The organism is Streptomyces sp. NPDC059499 (assembly GCF_042749285.1).
In the GTDB taxonomy this organism is placed as follows: domain Bacteria; phylum Actinomycetota; class Actinomycetes; order Streptomycetales; family Streptomycetaceae; genus Streptomyces.
Genome location: NZ_JBHYTT010000013.1, coordinates 70,263 through 83,004, shown reverse-complemented (window position 1 = coordinate 83,004; position 12,742 = coordinate 70,263). Strand labels below are relative to the sequence as shown.

The 12,742-nt window shown below is 71.8% G+C and carries 12 protein-coding genes; 3 read left to right on the top strand and 9 right to left on the bottom strand.

Annotation, left to right across the window (positions count from 1 at the left end; translation table 11 throughout):
• Positions 1–51 precede the first annotated feature (51 nt).
• The gene (locus ACFW9O_RS26860; RefSeq protein WP_384612816.1) at positions 52–939 is read left to right on the top strand and encodes a chitosanase; all 888 of its coding nucleotides are present in this window, start codon (positions 52–54) and stop codon (positions 937–939) included.
• A gap of 79 nt (positions 940–1,018) precedes the next feature.
• Here the strand turns inward: ACFW9O_RS26860 and ACFW9O_RS26855 are convergent, their stop codons facing one another.
• The 8 genes from ACFW9O_RS26855 to ACFW9O_RS26820 all read right to left on the bottom strand — a co-directional run bounded on the left by ACFW9O_RS26855 (position 1,019) and on the right by ACFW9O_RS26820 (position 8,030).
• Positions 1,019–1,276, bottom strand: coding sequence for a WhiB family transcriptional regulator (locus ACFW9O_RS26855; RefSeq protein WP_351169763.1), 258 nt, complete (start codon positions 1,274–1,276; stop codon positions 1,019–1,021).
• Positions 1,277–1,351: 75 nt separating this feature from the next.
• Positions 1,352–2,149, bottom strand: a complete 798-nt coding sequence (locus tag ACFW9O_RS26850) for a VOC family protein (protein ID WP_384612814.1) — start codon at positions 2,147–2,149, stop codon at positions 1,352–1,354.
• Between the two features lie 221 nt (positions 2,150–2,370).
• Complete coding sequence (locus ACFW9O_RS26845) at positions 2,371–3,444, bottom strand: LLM class flavin-dependent oxidoreductase (RefSeq protein WP_351169757.1); 1,074 nt, start codon at positions 3,442–3,444, stop codon at positions 2,371–2,373.
• A 5-nt stretch (positions 3,445–3,449) separates the two neighbouring features.
• The gene (locus ACFW9O_RS26840; RefSeq protein WP_384612812.1) at positions 3,450–4,367 is read right to left on the bottom strand and encodes an ABC transporter substrate-binding protein; all 918 of its coding nucleotides are present in this window, start codon (positions 4,365–4,367) and stop codon (positions 3,450–3,452) included.
• Positions 4,368–5,144, bottom strand: coding sequence for an ABC transporter ATP-binding protein (locus tag ACFW9O_RS26835; RefSeq protein ID WP_351169751.1), 777 nt, complete (start codon positions 5,142–5,144; stop codon positions 4,368–4,370).
• Positions 5,141–5,980 (bottom strand): ABC transporter permease, encoded by an 840-nt coding sequence (locus ACFW9O_RS26830; RefSeq protein ID WP_384612810.1) that lies wholly within the window; start codon positions 5,978–5,980, stop codon positions 5,141–5,143. Before ACFW9O_RS26830 ends, ACFW9O_RS26835 begins: the two co-directional genes overlap by 4 nt.
• A complete protein-coding gene (locus ACFW9O_RS26825) occupies positions 5,977–6,990 on the bottom strand; it encodes an NrtA/SsuA/CpmA family ABC transporter substrate-binding protein (RefSeq protein WP_384612808.1) in 1,014 nt (337 codons plus the stop codon). Before ACFW9O_RS26825 ends, ACFW9O_RS26830 begins: the two co-directional genes overlap by 4 nt.
• On the bottom strand, positions 6,987–8,030 hold the full coding sequence (locus ACFW9O_RS26820; protein ID WP_384612806.1) for an ABC transporter substrate-binding protein: 1,044 nt from the start codon (positions 8,028–8,030) through the stop codon (positions 6,987–6,989). Before ACFW9O_RS26820 ends, ACFW9O_RS26825 begins: the two co-directional genes overlap by 4 nt.
• 492 nt (positions 8,031–8,522) lie before the next feature.
• On the opposite strand from ACFW9O_RS26820, the gene ACFW9O_RS26815 reads away from it, so the two are divergent.
• Both ACFW9O_RS26815 and ACFW9O_RS26810 read left to right on the top strand, forming a co-directional pair.
• On the top strand, positions 8,523–9,305 hold the full coding sequence (locus tag ACFW9O_RS26815) for an IclR family transcriptional regulator (RefSeq protein WP_384612804.1): 783 nt from the start codon (positions 8,523–8,525) through the stop codon (positions 9,303–9,305).
• A 97-nt stretch (positions 9,306–9,402) separates the two neighbouring features.
• On the top strand, positions 9,403–11,580 hold the full coding sequence (locus ACFW9O_RS26810; protein WP_384612803.1) for a DEAD/DEAH box helicase: 2,178 nt from the start codon (positions 9,403–9,405) through the stop codon (positions 11,578–11,580).
• Positions 11,581–11,605: 25 nt separating this feature from the next.
• Here ACFW9O_RS26810 and ACFW9O_RS26805 read toward each other — a convergent pair whose 3' ends face one another.
• Complete coding sequence (locus ACFW9O_RS26805; protein WP_351169736.1) at positions 11,606–12,595, bottom strand: multicopper oxidase domain-containing protein; 990 nt, start codon at positions 12,593–12,595, stop codon at positions 11,606–11,608.
• Positions 12,596–12,742 lie beyond the last annotated feature (147 nt).

The following is a 12,742-nucleotide window of genomic DNA, read 5'->3' as shown; positions in this document are numbered from 1 at the left end:
CCGGGCTGACCCCACAGGTTTACGGAACGTACTCTGTGCCGGGTGAAGCCAGTGACGCGTCTTGTTCTTTTCGGTGCACCTATCGCCATCGCCGTTTCGATTCTGTTCAGCAGCAGCGACTCCGAGCTGCCCGCGAGCTCCCCGCAGCCGACCGAGGCCGCCGAGGCAGCCGCACAGGCGGAGAGCCCCGGCCAGAGCGCCGAGAACGACGAGAAGATAGCCGGGCTGCCGCCCGGGCTGGCCGCTCCGGCCATGAAGGAGATCGCCTCCCAGCTGGTGGGCAGCGCGGAGGCCTCGACCCTGGACTGGCGCAGCCAGTACGGAGCGATCGAGGACGTCGGCGACGGAACCGGCTACACCGCGGGGATCATCGGATTCTGCTCCGGTACGAACGACATGCTGCAGCTGGTCGAGGCGTACACGAAGGACCATCCGGACAACCCGCTCGCCCCGTTCCTCGCGGCGCTGCGCGAGGTGGACGGCACGGACTCGCACGAGGGTCTGGACCCCGGCTTCACCGACGCGTGGAAGGCGGCCGCCGAGGACCCGGCGTTCCGCACGGCTCAGAACACGATGCGGGACACGCTCTACTTCGAACCCGCGGTGCGACTGGCGAAGCTGGACGGTCTCGGCACCCTGGGCCAGTTCGTCTACTACGACGCGATGGTGCTCCACGGACCCGGCATCGAGGCGGACGGTTTCTACGGCATCCGGGACGCCGCGATGGCCTCGGCGGACACGGCGGCGGAGGGCGGCGACGAGGCGGAGTACCTCGGCGCGTTCCTCGACGAGAGCCGGTCCGCGATCCTGACGCGGAAGGTCCAGCGCGACACCACCCGGATCGACACCGCGCAGCGGGTGTTCCTGCGGAAGGGCAACCTCGAGCTGAAGAAGCCGCTCGTGTGGCAGGTGTACGGCGAGACGTTCCGCATCCCGTAGGCGCACGGGCTCCGCACAACCGCACGCGCGTCAGCGGCTGTCCGGCCGGTGCCGTAAGCCGCCGCTTCGCGCCGGGATGTCAGCCCTCGGCGCGGCGGCCTCTGCGGAGCCGGTCCCGCTCCTTCTCCGAGAGCCCGCCCCACACGCCGAAACGCTCGTCATGGGCGAGGGCGTACTCCAGACACGCCAGCCGTCCCTCGCAGGCGTTGCACAACTGCTTGGCCTCGCGGGTCGAGCTGCCGGGAGCCGGAAAGAAGAACTCGGGTCCGGCCTGGGCGCACAGTGCCGTCTCCTGCCAGGCGAGTGCGTCGTCGGTCATCATGGTGTTGATCGGCATGGGGCACACGGTGCCCCATGGCGATAAACAAGTGATCAACGAACCGTCAACGCAGTCCGCGCCGGTCGTGCCCGATCAGCCCGGCGGCATCGGCGCGGGCTTGATCACCGCGAACGCCGCGCCCGCGGGATCGGCGACATTGGCCATCCTGCCGACGTTCTCCACGTCCATGGGGGCCAGGGTCACACGGCCGCCCAGCCGTTTCGCGTCGGCGAGCGTCGCGTCGACGTCCTCCACCGCGAAGTACGGAAGCCAGTGCGGCCCGGCAGCCGCCTCGCTGGGCACCTCGTCCATCTGCACGAGCCCGCCGAAGGAGGAGTCGGCGCCCTCACTGCCCGCGGGGCGCACCATCGTGTACCTGCCCCCGGGGTACGTCATGTCCTCGGTCTCCCAGCCGAAGACCGTCTTGAAGAACGCGGCGGCCGCGGGCACGTCCGGGGTGTAGAGCTCGGACCAGATCAGCGAACCCGGCTCCATGATCATGCCCAGGCCCGTGTTCGTGCCCGGCTGCCACACGCCGAAGTACGCGTCGGCGTTGTCCTTGAAGCCGCCCATGCGGCCGTAGTCGAGCACATCCATCGGAGGGAACGCCGCGGACCCGCCGGCCTTCTCCACCGTCCGCGCGGTGGCATCCGCGTCGGGAGTCTGGAAGTAGACGGACCAGGAGGGCTTGCCCTGGTCCTCGGGCACCGTCATGACGCCGGCGACCGCCTTGCCCCGCAGCTGGTACGTCCCGTACCCGCCGGTCTCGGGGCCGCCGGGCACCAGCTCCCAGCCGAAGAGGCCCTGGTAGAAGGCCGTGGCCGCTTCGAGGTCGGGTGTGCCGAGGTCGGTCCAGTTGGGGGCGCCGGTGACGAAACTCGGGTCGAGCATGGTGTGCTCCTCGGGCGAGTCGTAGGTCTCGCTCGCTCATCGTGCGGGCATTTCCCTGACCCACCGAGTCTTGCACCGGGCTCCGACAACCGCAGCCCGCGCAGGGCGACCGGGTTCCCGCCCCCGTGTCCCCCGACCTGTTGTGTGCCCGGCCGGACCAGCCGTGTGCGCCTTCGGGTGAGGCCGGGCACGCCTTCGGGTCCGGCCGGGCGTGGTGGGCGTCAGCGTGTGACGCCGAGTGCCGGAAGCACCGTTTCCGCCACCCGGTAGGCCTCCTCCAGCAGCGGGTTCCCGGACAGGATGAAGGTGTCGACGCCGAGGTCCTCGAACTCCTTGAGGCGTTCGACGACCTGGGCCGTCGAACCGACCACCGCCGTGCCGGGGCCCGGCCGGAACAGGCTCATGCCCGGCCACATGTTGGGGTACGTCTCCAGTTCCCGCGCCCTCGCCGGGACCTTGCCGCCGTGCTGGCGGAACTGGCGCTGCCAGCCCACCCCGTCCTCGCCCGCCCGGTCGCCGAGCTGGCGGGCGTACGTCGCCTCGCTCGTGACGTCCAGCAGGCGGTCGGCCGCCGCCCACGCCTGGTCCTCCGTATCGCGGACGATCAGGTGGAGACGCAGACCGATGCGGAGGGTGCGGCCGTACGCGGCCGCCCGCGCCCGGACCCGCTCCAGCTTCTCCTTCAGCAGGTGCGGCGGTTCGCCCCAGGTGAGGAAGACGTCGACGTGCTCGGCCGCCATCTCGATGCCGGGTGCCGACGAGCCGCCGAACCAGAGCGGGATGTGCGGGTCCTGGACGGGCTTCAGCTCACGGAACGAGGCGCCCGCGTTCTTCAGGTCGTAGAAGCGGCCCTTGTGGTCGAAGACCTCTCCGGCCGTCAGCCGCTTGACGATCGACCAGTACTCGGCGCTGAGTTCGTAGCGTTCGTCGTGCTCGACGTGGAGTCCGTACTCCTGGAGCGATTTCGTGGAGCCGTTGACGACGTTGAAGCGCAGCCGGCCGCCGAAGAGCTGGTCGAAACTCAGCGCCATCTTGGCCAGCAGCGTGGGCGAGATGAGGCCGGGGTGAACCGCGAGCAGCGGTTTGAAGCGGGTGCTGGTGGAGGCGGCGAGGGCGCTGCCCAGGGGCCAGACGTCGTACAGGTCGGTGGCGAGCAGGGCACCGCTGTAGCCGAGCTGCTCCACGGTTCCGGCGAGCCGGCTGAGGTAGCCGAGGTCGGCGGTCCGCCGCCCCTCCGGCTCCCAGGGGTAGGCGCCTTCGCGCGGGATGATGTACCAGAGGACTTCGGTCGCCATGCCGCTCAGGCCGCCTTCGGGCCGGAGGCGGAAAGGGTGCCGGCGGCCGCGGTGCCCGCGTGCGCCCGGGCGGTGGCGACCTCGACCGGCCGGTCGATGAATCCGGTGCGGTGGAAGATGTCCGCGGCTTCCTGCTGTTCGGCGATGAACGCGTCGCTGACGGACTCGATCTTCCACGGCAGGGCGCGCAGGGCGGTCTCCCAGTCGTCGGCGCTCCCGCCCAGGTCGGCGGCGGCGATCTCGGCGGCGGCACGGGGGTTGGCGGCCGCCCAGTCGTCGGCGCGCTGGAGGGCGCGGGTGAGCGCCTCGATGATCTCCGGCCGGTTCTCCGCGAGTTCGCGCCGGGTGAAGAAGACGGACCGGTCGGTGATCACGTCGCCGGTGGCGACGAGGGTGCGCAGCCCGCCGGTCCTGCGCGCGGCCGCCAGCTGCGGTCCCTGGGCGACCCATGCGGCGATGTCCCCGGAACGCAGCAGCTGCTCGCTGTCGTCGGTGCTGCGGACCGCGGTGATGTCGTCGGCGTACGAGAGTCCGGCGTCGTCCAGGGCCTTGGCGATCAGATGGGTCTGCCAGGACCCGATGGCGAGGTGGACGGTGGTGCCCTTGAGGTCGGCGACCGTGCGGACGGGGCTGTCCTCCGGGACGAGGAGCGCGCCGTGCTCGGGGCGCGGGGCGGACACGGCGGTGTAGACGAGGTCGTGGCCGGCCGCCTGGGCGGTGACCGGCGGGGTGGATCCGGTGCCGCCGAAGTCGATGACGCCCTGCGTGAGGAGCTCACCGGTGCGCACCCCGTTGGTGTACGGGTGGAAGGCGACCGTCTCACCGAGAGCGGCCAGCTCCTCCTGGGCGATGCCGAGGCGGGAGAGGTGGTACAGGTGGAAGAGGGACGGGTTGCTGCTGTGGACACCGATGGTGATGGTCATTCAGATCACTCCGACTTCGGCAGTTTCGACGGGGGCGGGGGCAGGGGACGGCAAGGGGGCAGGGGCGGGGGAGGCATCGACGCCGAGGTCCTTCAGCAGCCGGCGGCGCAGTGCCGCGAACGCGGGATCGCCGGGATCCCTCGGCCGGTCGACGGCGACGGTCTCGTCGGTGACGAGCTTCCCGTCGCGCAGCACGGCGACGCGGTCCGCGAGCCGTACCGCCTCGTCGACGTCGTGGGTGACCAGGAGGACGGCAGGGCGGTGCTTGCGGCACAGCTCCCCCACCAGGTCCTGCATCTTCAGCCGGGTCAGGGCGTCCAGGGCGGCGAACGGCTCGTCCAGCAGGAGCAGTTCGGGCTCACGCACCAGCGCCCGGGCGAGTGCCACGCGCTGCGCCTCGCCGCCGGAGAGCGTGGCGGGCCAGGCGTCGGCGTGCCGTTCCAGGCCCACTTCGGCGAGGGCCCGGAGCCCGTGGGCGGAGCGACTGCGCGGCAGGGCGACGGTCACATTGGCGAGGACCTTCTTGGACGGTACGAGGCGGGGCTCCTGGAAGACGATGGTGCGGGCCTCGGGGACGAGCACCTCTCCCCCGTCGGCGCCGTCCAGTGCTCCCAGGATGCGGAGCAGGGTGGTCTTGCCGCTGCCGCTGGCACCCAGCAGGGCGACGAACTCGCCCCGGGCGATGTCGAGCCGGAGACCGTCGAGCACGGCCCGGGTGCCGAAGACCCGGCGCAGTCCGCGTACCCGTACGGCGGGCCGCTGCGTTCGGTCGGTCATCGTGTCCCTCCTTGCGGGGACCGCCAGGGCATCAGGACGCGCTCCAGCAGGCGTACGAGGATGTCGGCGGCCAGGCCCAGGAGGCCGTAGATCAGGATGCAGACGGCGAGGATGTCGGTGCGCGCGTAGCTCTGCGCCTGCGACATCAGATAGCCGATGCCCGCGGTGGCGTTGATCTCCTCGGCGGCGATGAGGGCGATCACGCTGAGCGTCATGGACAGCCGCAGGCCGGCCAGGAGGGACGGCAGGGCTCCAGGCAGGACGACCTCCCGCACGATGGCGAGCCTGCTCATCCCGAAGCTGCGCATGGCCTCGACGAGCTTGGGGTCGGTGTTGCGTACGCCGCTCGACGTGGACACGTACATGGGGAAGGTGGTGGCGACTGCGATGAGCAGGATCTTGGCCGTCTCGTTGATCCCGAACCAGACCATGAACAGGGGGACCAGCGCGAGGAAGGGGATGGTGCGCAGGGTCTGGAGCGAGGAGTCGAGGAGCTCGTCGCCGATCCGGGTGAATCCGGTGGTGATACCGAGGACCAGCCCGGCGGCGAGCCCGAAGAGCAGGCCGATCCCGGACCGGGTCAGGGAGGTGGTGAGCGCGTCGGGCAGCTGCCCGTTCCCCCACAGCTCCCCCACGGCCCGCAGGACCTCCGCGGGCGACGCCAGCACATCGGGGGTGAGCAGCCCGGTGGCGGAGGCCGTCCACCACAGGAGGAGCAGGGCCACCGGGCCCAGCGCGCGGACGGTCAGGGCGAACGGACGGCCGCGCGGCTTGCGGAGTTGGGGCCGGGGGGTGACGAGGCCCTCCGTGGCGGCCCCTTCGGAGACCGCGCTCATGTCAGCTTCTCGATGTCGAGGAGGTGGGCCGCGACATCGACCTGTCCCTTGGTGACCTTCTGCTCCGCGTAGAAGGCGGCGACGGCCTCGAAGCGTTCGATGTCCTCGGGGCCGATCGGGTCGACCGTGCCGCCCTTGGCGATGATCGCGGTCTGCGCCTCCAGGGCCTTGCCGCTGACGGCGGTGGGGCCGACGTCGGTGAAGACGTTCAGGTAGGCGGCGGGATCCTTCTTCTCCCGGACGCTGGCGTCGTGGAGGTATTGGTACAGCGCCTTGACGATCTCGGGGTGCTTGTCGGCGAAGCCCGTACGCACCGCGTTCAGGCTGTAGTTGTCGGAGCCGATGGCGGCGCCGTCGGCGACGAAGTGCGCCTTGCCGCTGCCGATCTCGGCCACGGCGTAGGTGGCCCAGACGGCCCAGGCGTCGACCTTGCCCGCGTTGAACACGGCGGCGGTCTGGTCGGGGCGCAGATAGACCCGCTCGACCTGGTCCGCCGGGATGCCGGCCTTGGCGAGCGCCTTGAGCAGGAGGTACTCCCCGGTACCGCCCTGGTTGACGGCGACCTTCTTCCCCACGAGACCGGCGACGGAGTCGATGCCCGAACCGTTGCGGACCAGGATTCCCTCGCCCGTCGCGTCGGGGTCGACCGCGGTGAAGAACTTGAAGCCGGGGCGCTGGGCGAGGGAGGTGACGCCCGAGGTGATGGAGCCGGTGGCGAAGTCGAGCTGGTCGGCGTTCATGGCCTGTGCGGCCGGCGCGAAGGGGCCCGCGCTGCCGGTCCACTCCACCTTGGCACCGGCCTTGCCGAGGGCCTTGTCGAGGCTGCCGTCCTTCTTGCCGACGGCGAGGACTCCGGAGTTGCCGGGGTCGGGGATGCGCACGGTGACGGTGCTCGCGGCGCCCGTTCCGCTGTCGGCCTCGGACGTACCGCAGGCGCTGAGGGCAAGGAGCGCGGTGACGGTGAGGAGTGCGGGTGCGAGGGCCGTACGGCCCGGTCGGTGCGGGTTCATGGTGACAGTGGTCCTCGGGGTTCGGGGATGGACGAGGGGACGGGGTGGAGCCGGGCGAGGGCGGCTGCCCTGCGCAGTGGCGCGGGGTCGGCCCACGCCGCGACGTCCACGGGCTCCGGGAGGAAGCCGTGGGCGCGCAGCGCGGTCTCCTGCTCGGCGAGCAGGCCGAGCCGCTCGGCCGACAGGTCCGGGTGCAGGGTGAGATGGGTGCCGGGACGGTAGGCGCCCGCGACTCCGTCGGCGCCGGCTCCGGTCTCGGCCCCGAGGATGCGGTCGACCTCGGCGGGCTGTCCGGTGGCCCAGTCGGCCGCTCGGAGCAGGACGGCGAGGAAGCGGTCGACCAGCCCGGGGTGGTCGTCCAGCAACTGCTGGTGGACGGTGATGGGACGGGGCGTTCCGTTGTTGACGCGGAACCGGCGGTCGGGCAGCTCGTCCAGTTCCACGGCGACCTCGGCCCCAGTCCTGCGGGCCGCTTCGACGGCGAGGGCGCCCTTGACGTACACCGCGTCGACGTCGCCGCGCCGCAGCGCTTCGAGTTCGGCGGCCCACTGGCCGTGGTGCTCGTCGGCGGGCACGTCGACGAGTGCCGCGTCGTCCAGGGTCAGACCGGCGGACCCGAGAGCGCCCTCGAATCCGCGCAGCGCCATGGCCCGCCAGAAGTCGATGGCCAGGGTGTGGGAGGGCACCGCGAGCCGCAGTCCGCGCAGGGCGTCGGCGCCCCTGATCCCGGATCCGGGGGCGACCAGTACGGCCTGGCGTTCCTCGATCCAGGTCAGACCGATCAGCCGGGTCCGCTCACCACGCGAACGGGCCCACAGGGCGGGCACGTTGCCGCCCTCCCGGAACAGCCCCGGCAGGGCGTGGGTGAAGTGGGCGCCGCGGTCGGCGTCGGGGTCGGCGTCCTGGAGGGAGCGCACGGCGATGCCGTCGGAGGCGAACTCGTCACTGAGCCACTGCCGGTCGGCGGCGATGCCGGTCGCGGTGGGTACGGGACAGCGGGTGAACCAGAGGGTCCTGGGCAGGACGGCGGAACGCGTCATGGAGTCTTCCCGAAGGGTCGGCGAAGCAGGGAGGGGCGCACGGGCGCGGCGTCCGGCACCGGAACGGGCCGCGACCCGCGGGGACGCTCCGGAGGGATCACCGGATGCGGCGGGGCGGGAGAGCGGCCGGCCCGGTAGGCGGGAGCGTCGGCGCGGAGGTGAAGGGGCTGCGGGGTTCAGCGACAGGAGGCGCTGGAAACGCGTGCCAGGTCGATGTGGCGGCGCAGCGTGAGGGCGAGCCGGACCGGAGCTGTGGTGCCCGGGGTCGTGGCGCGGGGACCTGCCATGGCACTGCTCCTTTCCGTTCGCCGGTGGTGAGGGCTGAAGCCTGCCACGGGCCGAGCCCTGCTCACAACTGGCTTCCCACCATGTGGGATTGACTGTGAACGGAGTGTTTCACAGTCCCGTTCAGGCCCTTCCTCCCTCCCGTAATGTGGCAACCATGGGAGCCTCGTGGATCCCGTCCCCCACGCGAGCGGAGAGTGGAACGACATGACCCAGGCCGCGGCGGTGCCCGCACCCGGCGGAGCCCAGGCAGTGCTGCGCGCGCTGGACGTCCTGCACTGCTTCCACGACAACGGCCCCGACCTGAGCGCCTCCGACCTCGCCCGGCGGCTGGAGCTCTCCGTCTCCACGGCCCACCGCCTGGCCCGCACCCTCCTCGGCGCGGGCTTCCTGGAGCAGGACGCGCGCACATCGCGCTACCGGCTCGGCCCCGCGGTGACCGAACTGGGCCGGCTCTCGTACCACCAGCGGGGGCTCCATCTGGCCGCCCCCGAGCTGACCGACCTGGCGGAGCGCACGAACGCGACGGCCGACCTGGCGCTGCGCAGCGGCCCGCACGCGGTGATCGTCGCCGGCGGCTCGGTCACCCCGCACACGGGGCTGCGCAGGCCGCTGCACTCCACGGCCCTGGGCAAGGTCCTGCTGGCCTGGGCCCGGCCCGGCGAGGGCGGACCGGCCGCGCTCCCGCCCCTGCGCGCCTTCACCGACCGCACGATCGTGGAACCCGCCCTGCTGCAGGCCGAGTTGGCGCGCGTACGGGCCGAGGCGTACGCGCTCAACGACGGCGAGTCGGCGCTCGGGGTGCGCACCCTGGCCGTCCCCGTGCTGGACGGCTCCGGCTACGCGCGCTTCGCGCTCGCCGTGCGCGCCACCCCGTCCGTGATCACCGACGAGCGGACCGGCTGGTTCCTCGAACAGGCCCGGTCCTGTGCCCGCGCCCTGGAGGTGCTGCTGCTGACTCCGGCCGAACGCCGCCCGCCCGCCCCGTGATGGACGGCTCCGGCGCGTGCCCGTGCGACGATGTACCCCGCCCGGGAAGGTGACGGGCGCTCGGTCACCGAGAGGGCTGCGGGACAGAAGGACGTACATGACACAGGCCGGACCCTCGGGCGCGGACGCGCCCACGGGGAGAGCCGCCCGTGAGCTGCTCGAGGAAGCGGACCGGCTCGTCACGACCGCCCGCGCCGTCCTGGACGACCACGTCCGCGCCGTCGACGGCGCACGCACCGCGCTGGCCCCCCTCCTCGACTCCCTCGTCGGCCGGGAGCTGGCCGCCATCCCCCTCGCCAGGCTCGGGGACGTCACCGAGGGCCGGCTGCGGATCGGCGCGCTGGAACAGGCCGGTTACCTGACGGTGGGCCAGGTCCACGACACCGGGCGCTACGAGCTCCGCCAGATCCCCGGCGTCGGGGCACAGACGGCGGACCGGGCACTGGCGGCCACCCGGCAGATCGCGCACGCGGTCCGCGACACCGTCGCCGTACGGATAGACGTGGACGCCTCGGACGCTGCCACGACCGCGCTGCTCATCGCCCTGCACCGGCTCGTCGAGGCGGGTCCCGACGCCCGGCGGGCCACGACCCTCGCCCGGCGGCTCGTCACGGAGCTGGAACCGCCGCTCGCCGCCGCCGCACCGGCCCGCAGCCGGCTGCGCATGCTGTTCGCGGGACGGGCGGCGCGTGCGCAGGTGCTGGCCGCCGTCGCCTCCGTACGGTCCGCCGTCGAGGCGGCGGCCGCGCGGGAACTGCGGCTGCTGTTCGGCCAGGTGTCCGTCGATCTGCTGCGGGGAGCCGCGTCCGAGGCGGAGGCGTGGGTCGATTTCGAGCTGCGGTCGGCCGAGTACTACAGCCTGCTCGCGGAGTTGTCCGCCGCCGGACCCGACCGGGACGCCGCCGAGGGTTTCCTGCCCGCCGGGATCGCGGACCGGGTGCGTGGACTGCGGCTCGACGACACGCACCTGAGGGTGTCGCTGCGCGGTTACCAGTCCTTCGGCGCACGCTTCGCCCTCGCCCAGAAACGGGTGATCCTCGGGGACGAGATGGGGCTCGGCAAGACCGTCCAGGCCATCGCCGCGCTGGCCCACCTCGCGGCACGGGACGAGACCCACTTCCTGGTGGTGTGCCCGGCGAGCGTACTGATCAACTGGGGCCGGGAGATCCGTGCCCGCTCCACTCTGCGCGCCGTGCCGGTGCACGGACCCGAGCGGCAGGAAGCCTTCGCCGAGTGGCGCGAGAAGGGCGGCGTCGCCCTGACCACGTTCGACGCGCTGTCCACCCTGCCCGAGGGGCCGGCCTGCCGGATCCGGCCCGGCATGGTGGTGGTCGACGAGGCGCACTTCGTGAAGAACCCCGCCACCCGGCGCTCCCGTGCGGTGACCGGCTGGACGGGCCACGCCGAACGGGTTCTCTTCCTCACCGGTACCCCGATGGAGAACCGGGTGGAGGAGTTCCGGAGCCTCGTGCGCCAGCTGCGGCCCGAACTGGCGCCGTCCGTCACCACCACGCACGGCGTCGCCGGCTCGCACGCCTTCCGCAGGGCCGTCGCTCCCGCCTACCTGCGGCGGAACCAGGAGGATGTCCTGAGCGAACTCCCCGCGGTGGTCCAGGCGGACGAGTGGGAGGAGTTCTCGGCAGGTGATCTCGAGGCCTACCGCGAGGCGGTCGCCGCCGGGCACTTCATGCGGATGCGCCGGGCCGCGTACGCGCGTCCCGAGACCTCGGCGAAGCTGAACAGGCTGTGCGAGCTGGTCACGGAGGCCGAGGACAACGGGCTCAAGGTCGTCGTGTTCTCGTACTTCCGCGAAGTGCTCCGGACCGTCGGGGAGGCTCTGGGCGACGGTGTGTTCGGTCCGGTCTCCGGAAGTCTCCCTGCCGCGCGCCGGCAGGGGATGGTCGACGCGTTCGGCGCGGCCGACGGGCACGCCGTCCTGCTGAGTCAGATCCAGGCCGGCGGCATCGGGCTGAACATGCAGGCGGCCTCGGTGGTCATCCTGTGCGAACCGCAGATCAAGCCCACGATGGAGCACCAGGCGGTGGCCCGGGCCCATCGCATGGGGCAGATACGGACGGTCCAGGTGCACCGGCTGCTCGCTGCCGACAGCGTCGACCAGCGCATGCTGGAGATCCTCGCGCGCAAGGACCGCCTCTTCGACGCGTACGCGCGGCGCAGCGATGTCGCCGAGGCGACGCCCGATGCCGTCGACGTGTCGGACGGGGCGCTCGCCCGGCTCGTCGTCGAGGAGGAGCAGCGGCGGCTGACGGCCTGAGAGGCTGTCGGGTGACGTGCGTGGCTCAGTGCTCGTGGGCGTCCGCCGCACCGGCCGCGTGGTGCGGCGGGTCGTAGCCGGGGACCGTGCCGTCGGCCTTGGCGACCAGGAACAGTCCGGCCATGCCCATGTCGGAGTGGCTCTGGACGTGGCAGTGGTACATCCAGGCGCCGGCACCCACGTGTTCGCCTGCGATGACCTGGAAACCGAACGAGTCGGCGGGTCCGCAGATCTTCGTGTCGACGACCCTGCTGGGGTCCTCGGGGCCGGTGAGCAGCCCGGTCCTGTTGTCCGCCCAGCGATGACCGTGGATGTGGAACGTGTGGTAGTACTCGCCGTGCGTGATCATCACGACCTCGACCCGGTCTCCCACCGTGGCCTCGAAGTTCGGGCTCTCGTGGGCGGCCTTGTTGTTGATCGTCATGTCGTTGAAGACGATCGTGAGCGTCTTGTCCGGCAGGATGTCGCCCTTGCGCCGGACGACGAGGGGCCCGTAGAGCCCCTTGCGGATGCCGCCCGTGCCGTGGTCCGTGCCGACGACATGGTCGTGGTAGTGCCAGTAGCCCGCGCTGCCCGCCTGCCAGGTGCCGTCCTTCCGGCGGCCCGGGGCGTGGGTGCGCCAGGTGTACGTGCGGGTGCCGCCCGGTTCGACGTGGCTCCGGTTCATGCGGGTGCCGTCGCTCGCGATGTCGTAGTCGACGCCGTGGACATGGAGGCTGGCGTCGACGTCCGTGGTGTTCTCGAACTCGATGTGCAGGGTGTCGCCCTCGGTGATCTCGATGAGCGGCCCCGGAATCGACGCCTTGCCCTTCTCGAAGCCGTAGCCCATCGAGCCGTTCGCCAGCTTCTCGGCGTACAGCTTGAGGTGGCGGACGGCTCCTCCTGCCGGGGCGGTCCTCGGCGGGTTCTCCGCCGAGCTCGCCTCCACCGCGCCGAGTGACATCGATGTCACCCCGGTCGCCGCCGCCACACCGCCGCCCACCAGCATCCGCCGGTTGAAGGTCCTTCGGTCCATGTCGAACTCCCCACTGCGATACGGAAACTGACGTGCTGTTCCCCGGGACGGCCCACACCGTAGCTGTGGGAACCATGTTTATCCACACTCAGGACAAAGTTCGTCCGATTGCTGCCGTAGCTATTGGCGAGTCGCGAAAAGAGGTCT

Bases quoted from the DNA above. Each gene is read 5' to 3' on its own strand.
- ACFW9O_RS26850 (WP_384612814.1), bottom strand. From the start codon at position 2,149: ATGCTCGACCCGAGTTTCGTCACCGGCGCCCCCAACTGGACCGACCTC.
- ACFW9O_RS26810 (WP_384612803.1), top strand. From the start codon at position 9,403: ATGACACAGGCCGGACCCTCGGGCGCGGACGCGCCCACGGGGAGAGCC.
- ACFW9O_RS26830 (WP_384612810.1), bottom strand. From the start codon at position 5,980: ATGAGCGCGGTCTCCGAAGGGGCCGCCACGGAGGGCCTCGTCACCCCC.
- ACFW9O_RS26840 (WP_384612812.1), bottom strand. From the start codon at position 4,367: ATGACCATCACCATCGGTGTCCACAGCAGCAACCCGTCCCTCTTCCAC.
- ACFW9O_RS26805 (WP_351169736.1), bottom strand. From the start codon at position 12,595: ATGGACCGAAGGACCTTCAACCGGCGGATGCTGGTGGGCGGCGGTGTG.
- ACFW9O_RS26815 (WP_384612804.1), top strand. From the start codon at position 8,523: ATGACCCAGGCCGCGGCGGTGCCCGCACCCGGCGGAGCCCAGGCAGTG.
- ACFW9O_RS26820 (WP_384612806.1), bottom strand. From the start codon at position 8,030: ATGACGCGTTCCGCCGTCCTGCCCAGGACCCTCTGGTTCACCCGCTGT.
- ACFW9O_RS26845 (WP_351169757.1), bottom strand. From the start codon at position 3,444: ATGGCGACCGAAGTCCTCTGGTACATCATCCCGCGCGAAGGCGCCTAC.
- ACFW9O_RS26855 (WP_351169763.1), bottom strand. From the start codon at position 1,276: ATGCCGATCAACACCATGATGACCGACGACGCACTCGCCTGGCAGGAG.
- ACFW9O_RS26825 (WP_384612808.1), bottom strand. From the start codon at position 6,990: ATGAACCCGCACCGACCGGGCCGTACGGCCCTCGCACCCGCACTCCTC.
- ACFW9O_RS26835 (WP_351169751.1), bottom strand. From the start codon at position 5,144: ATGACCGACCGAACGCAGCGGCCCGCCGTACGGGTACGCGGACTGCGC.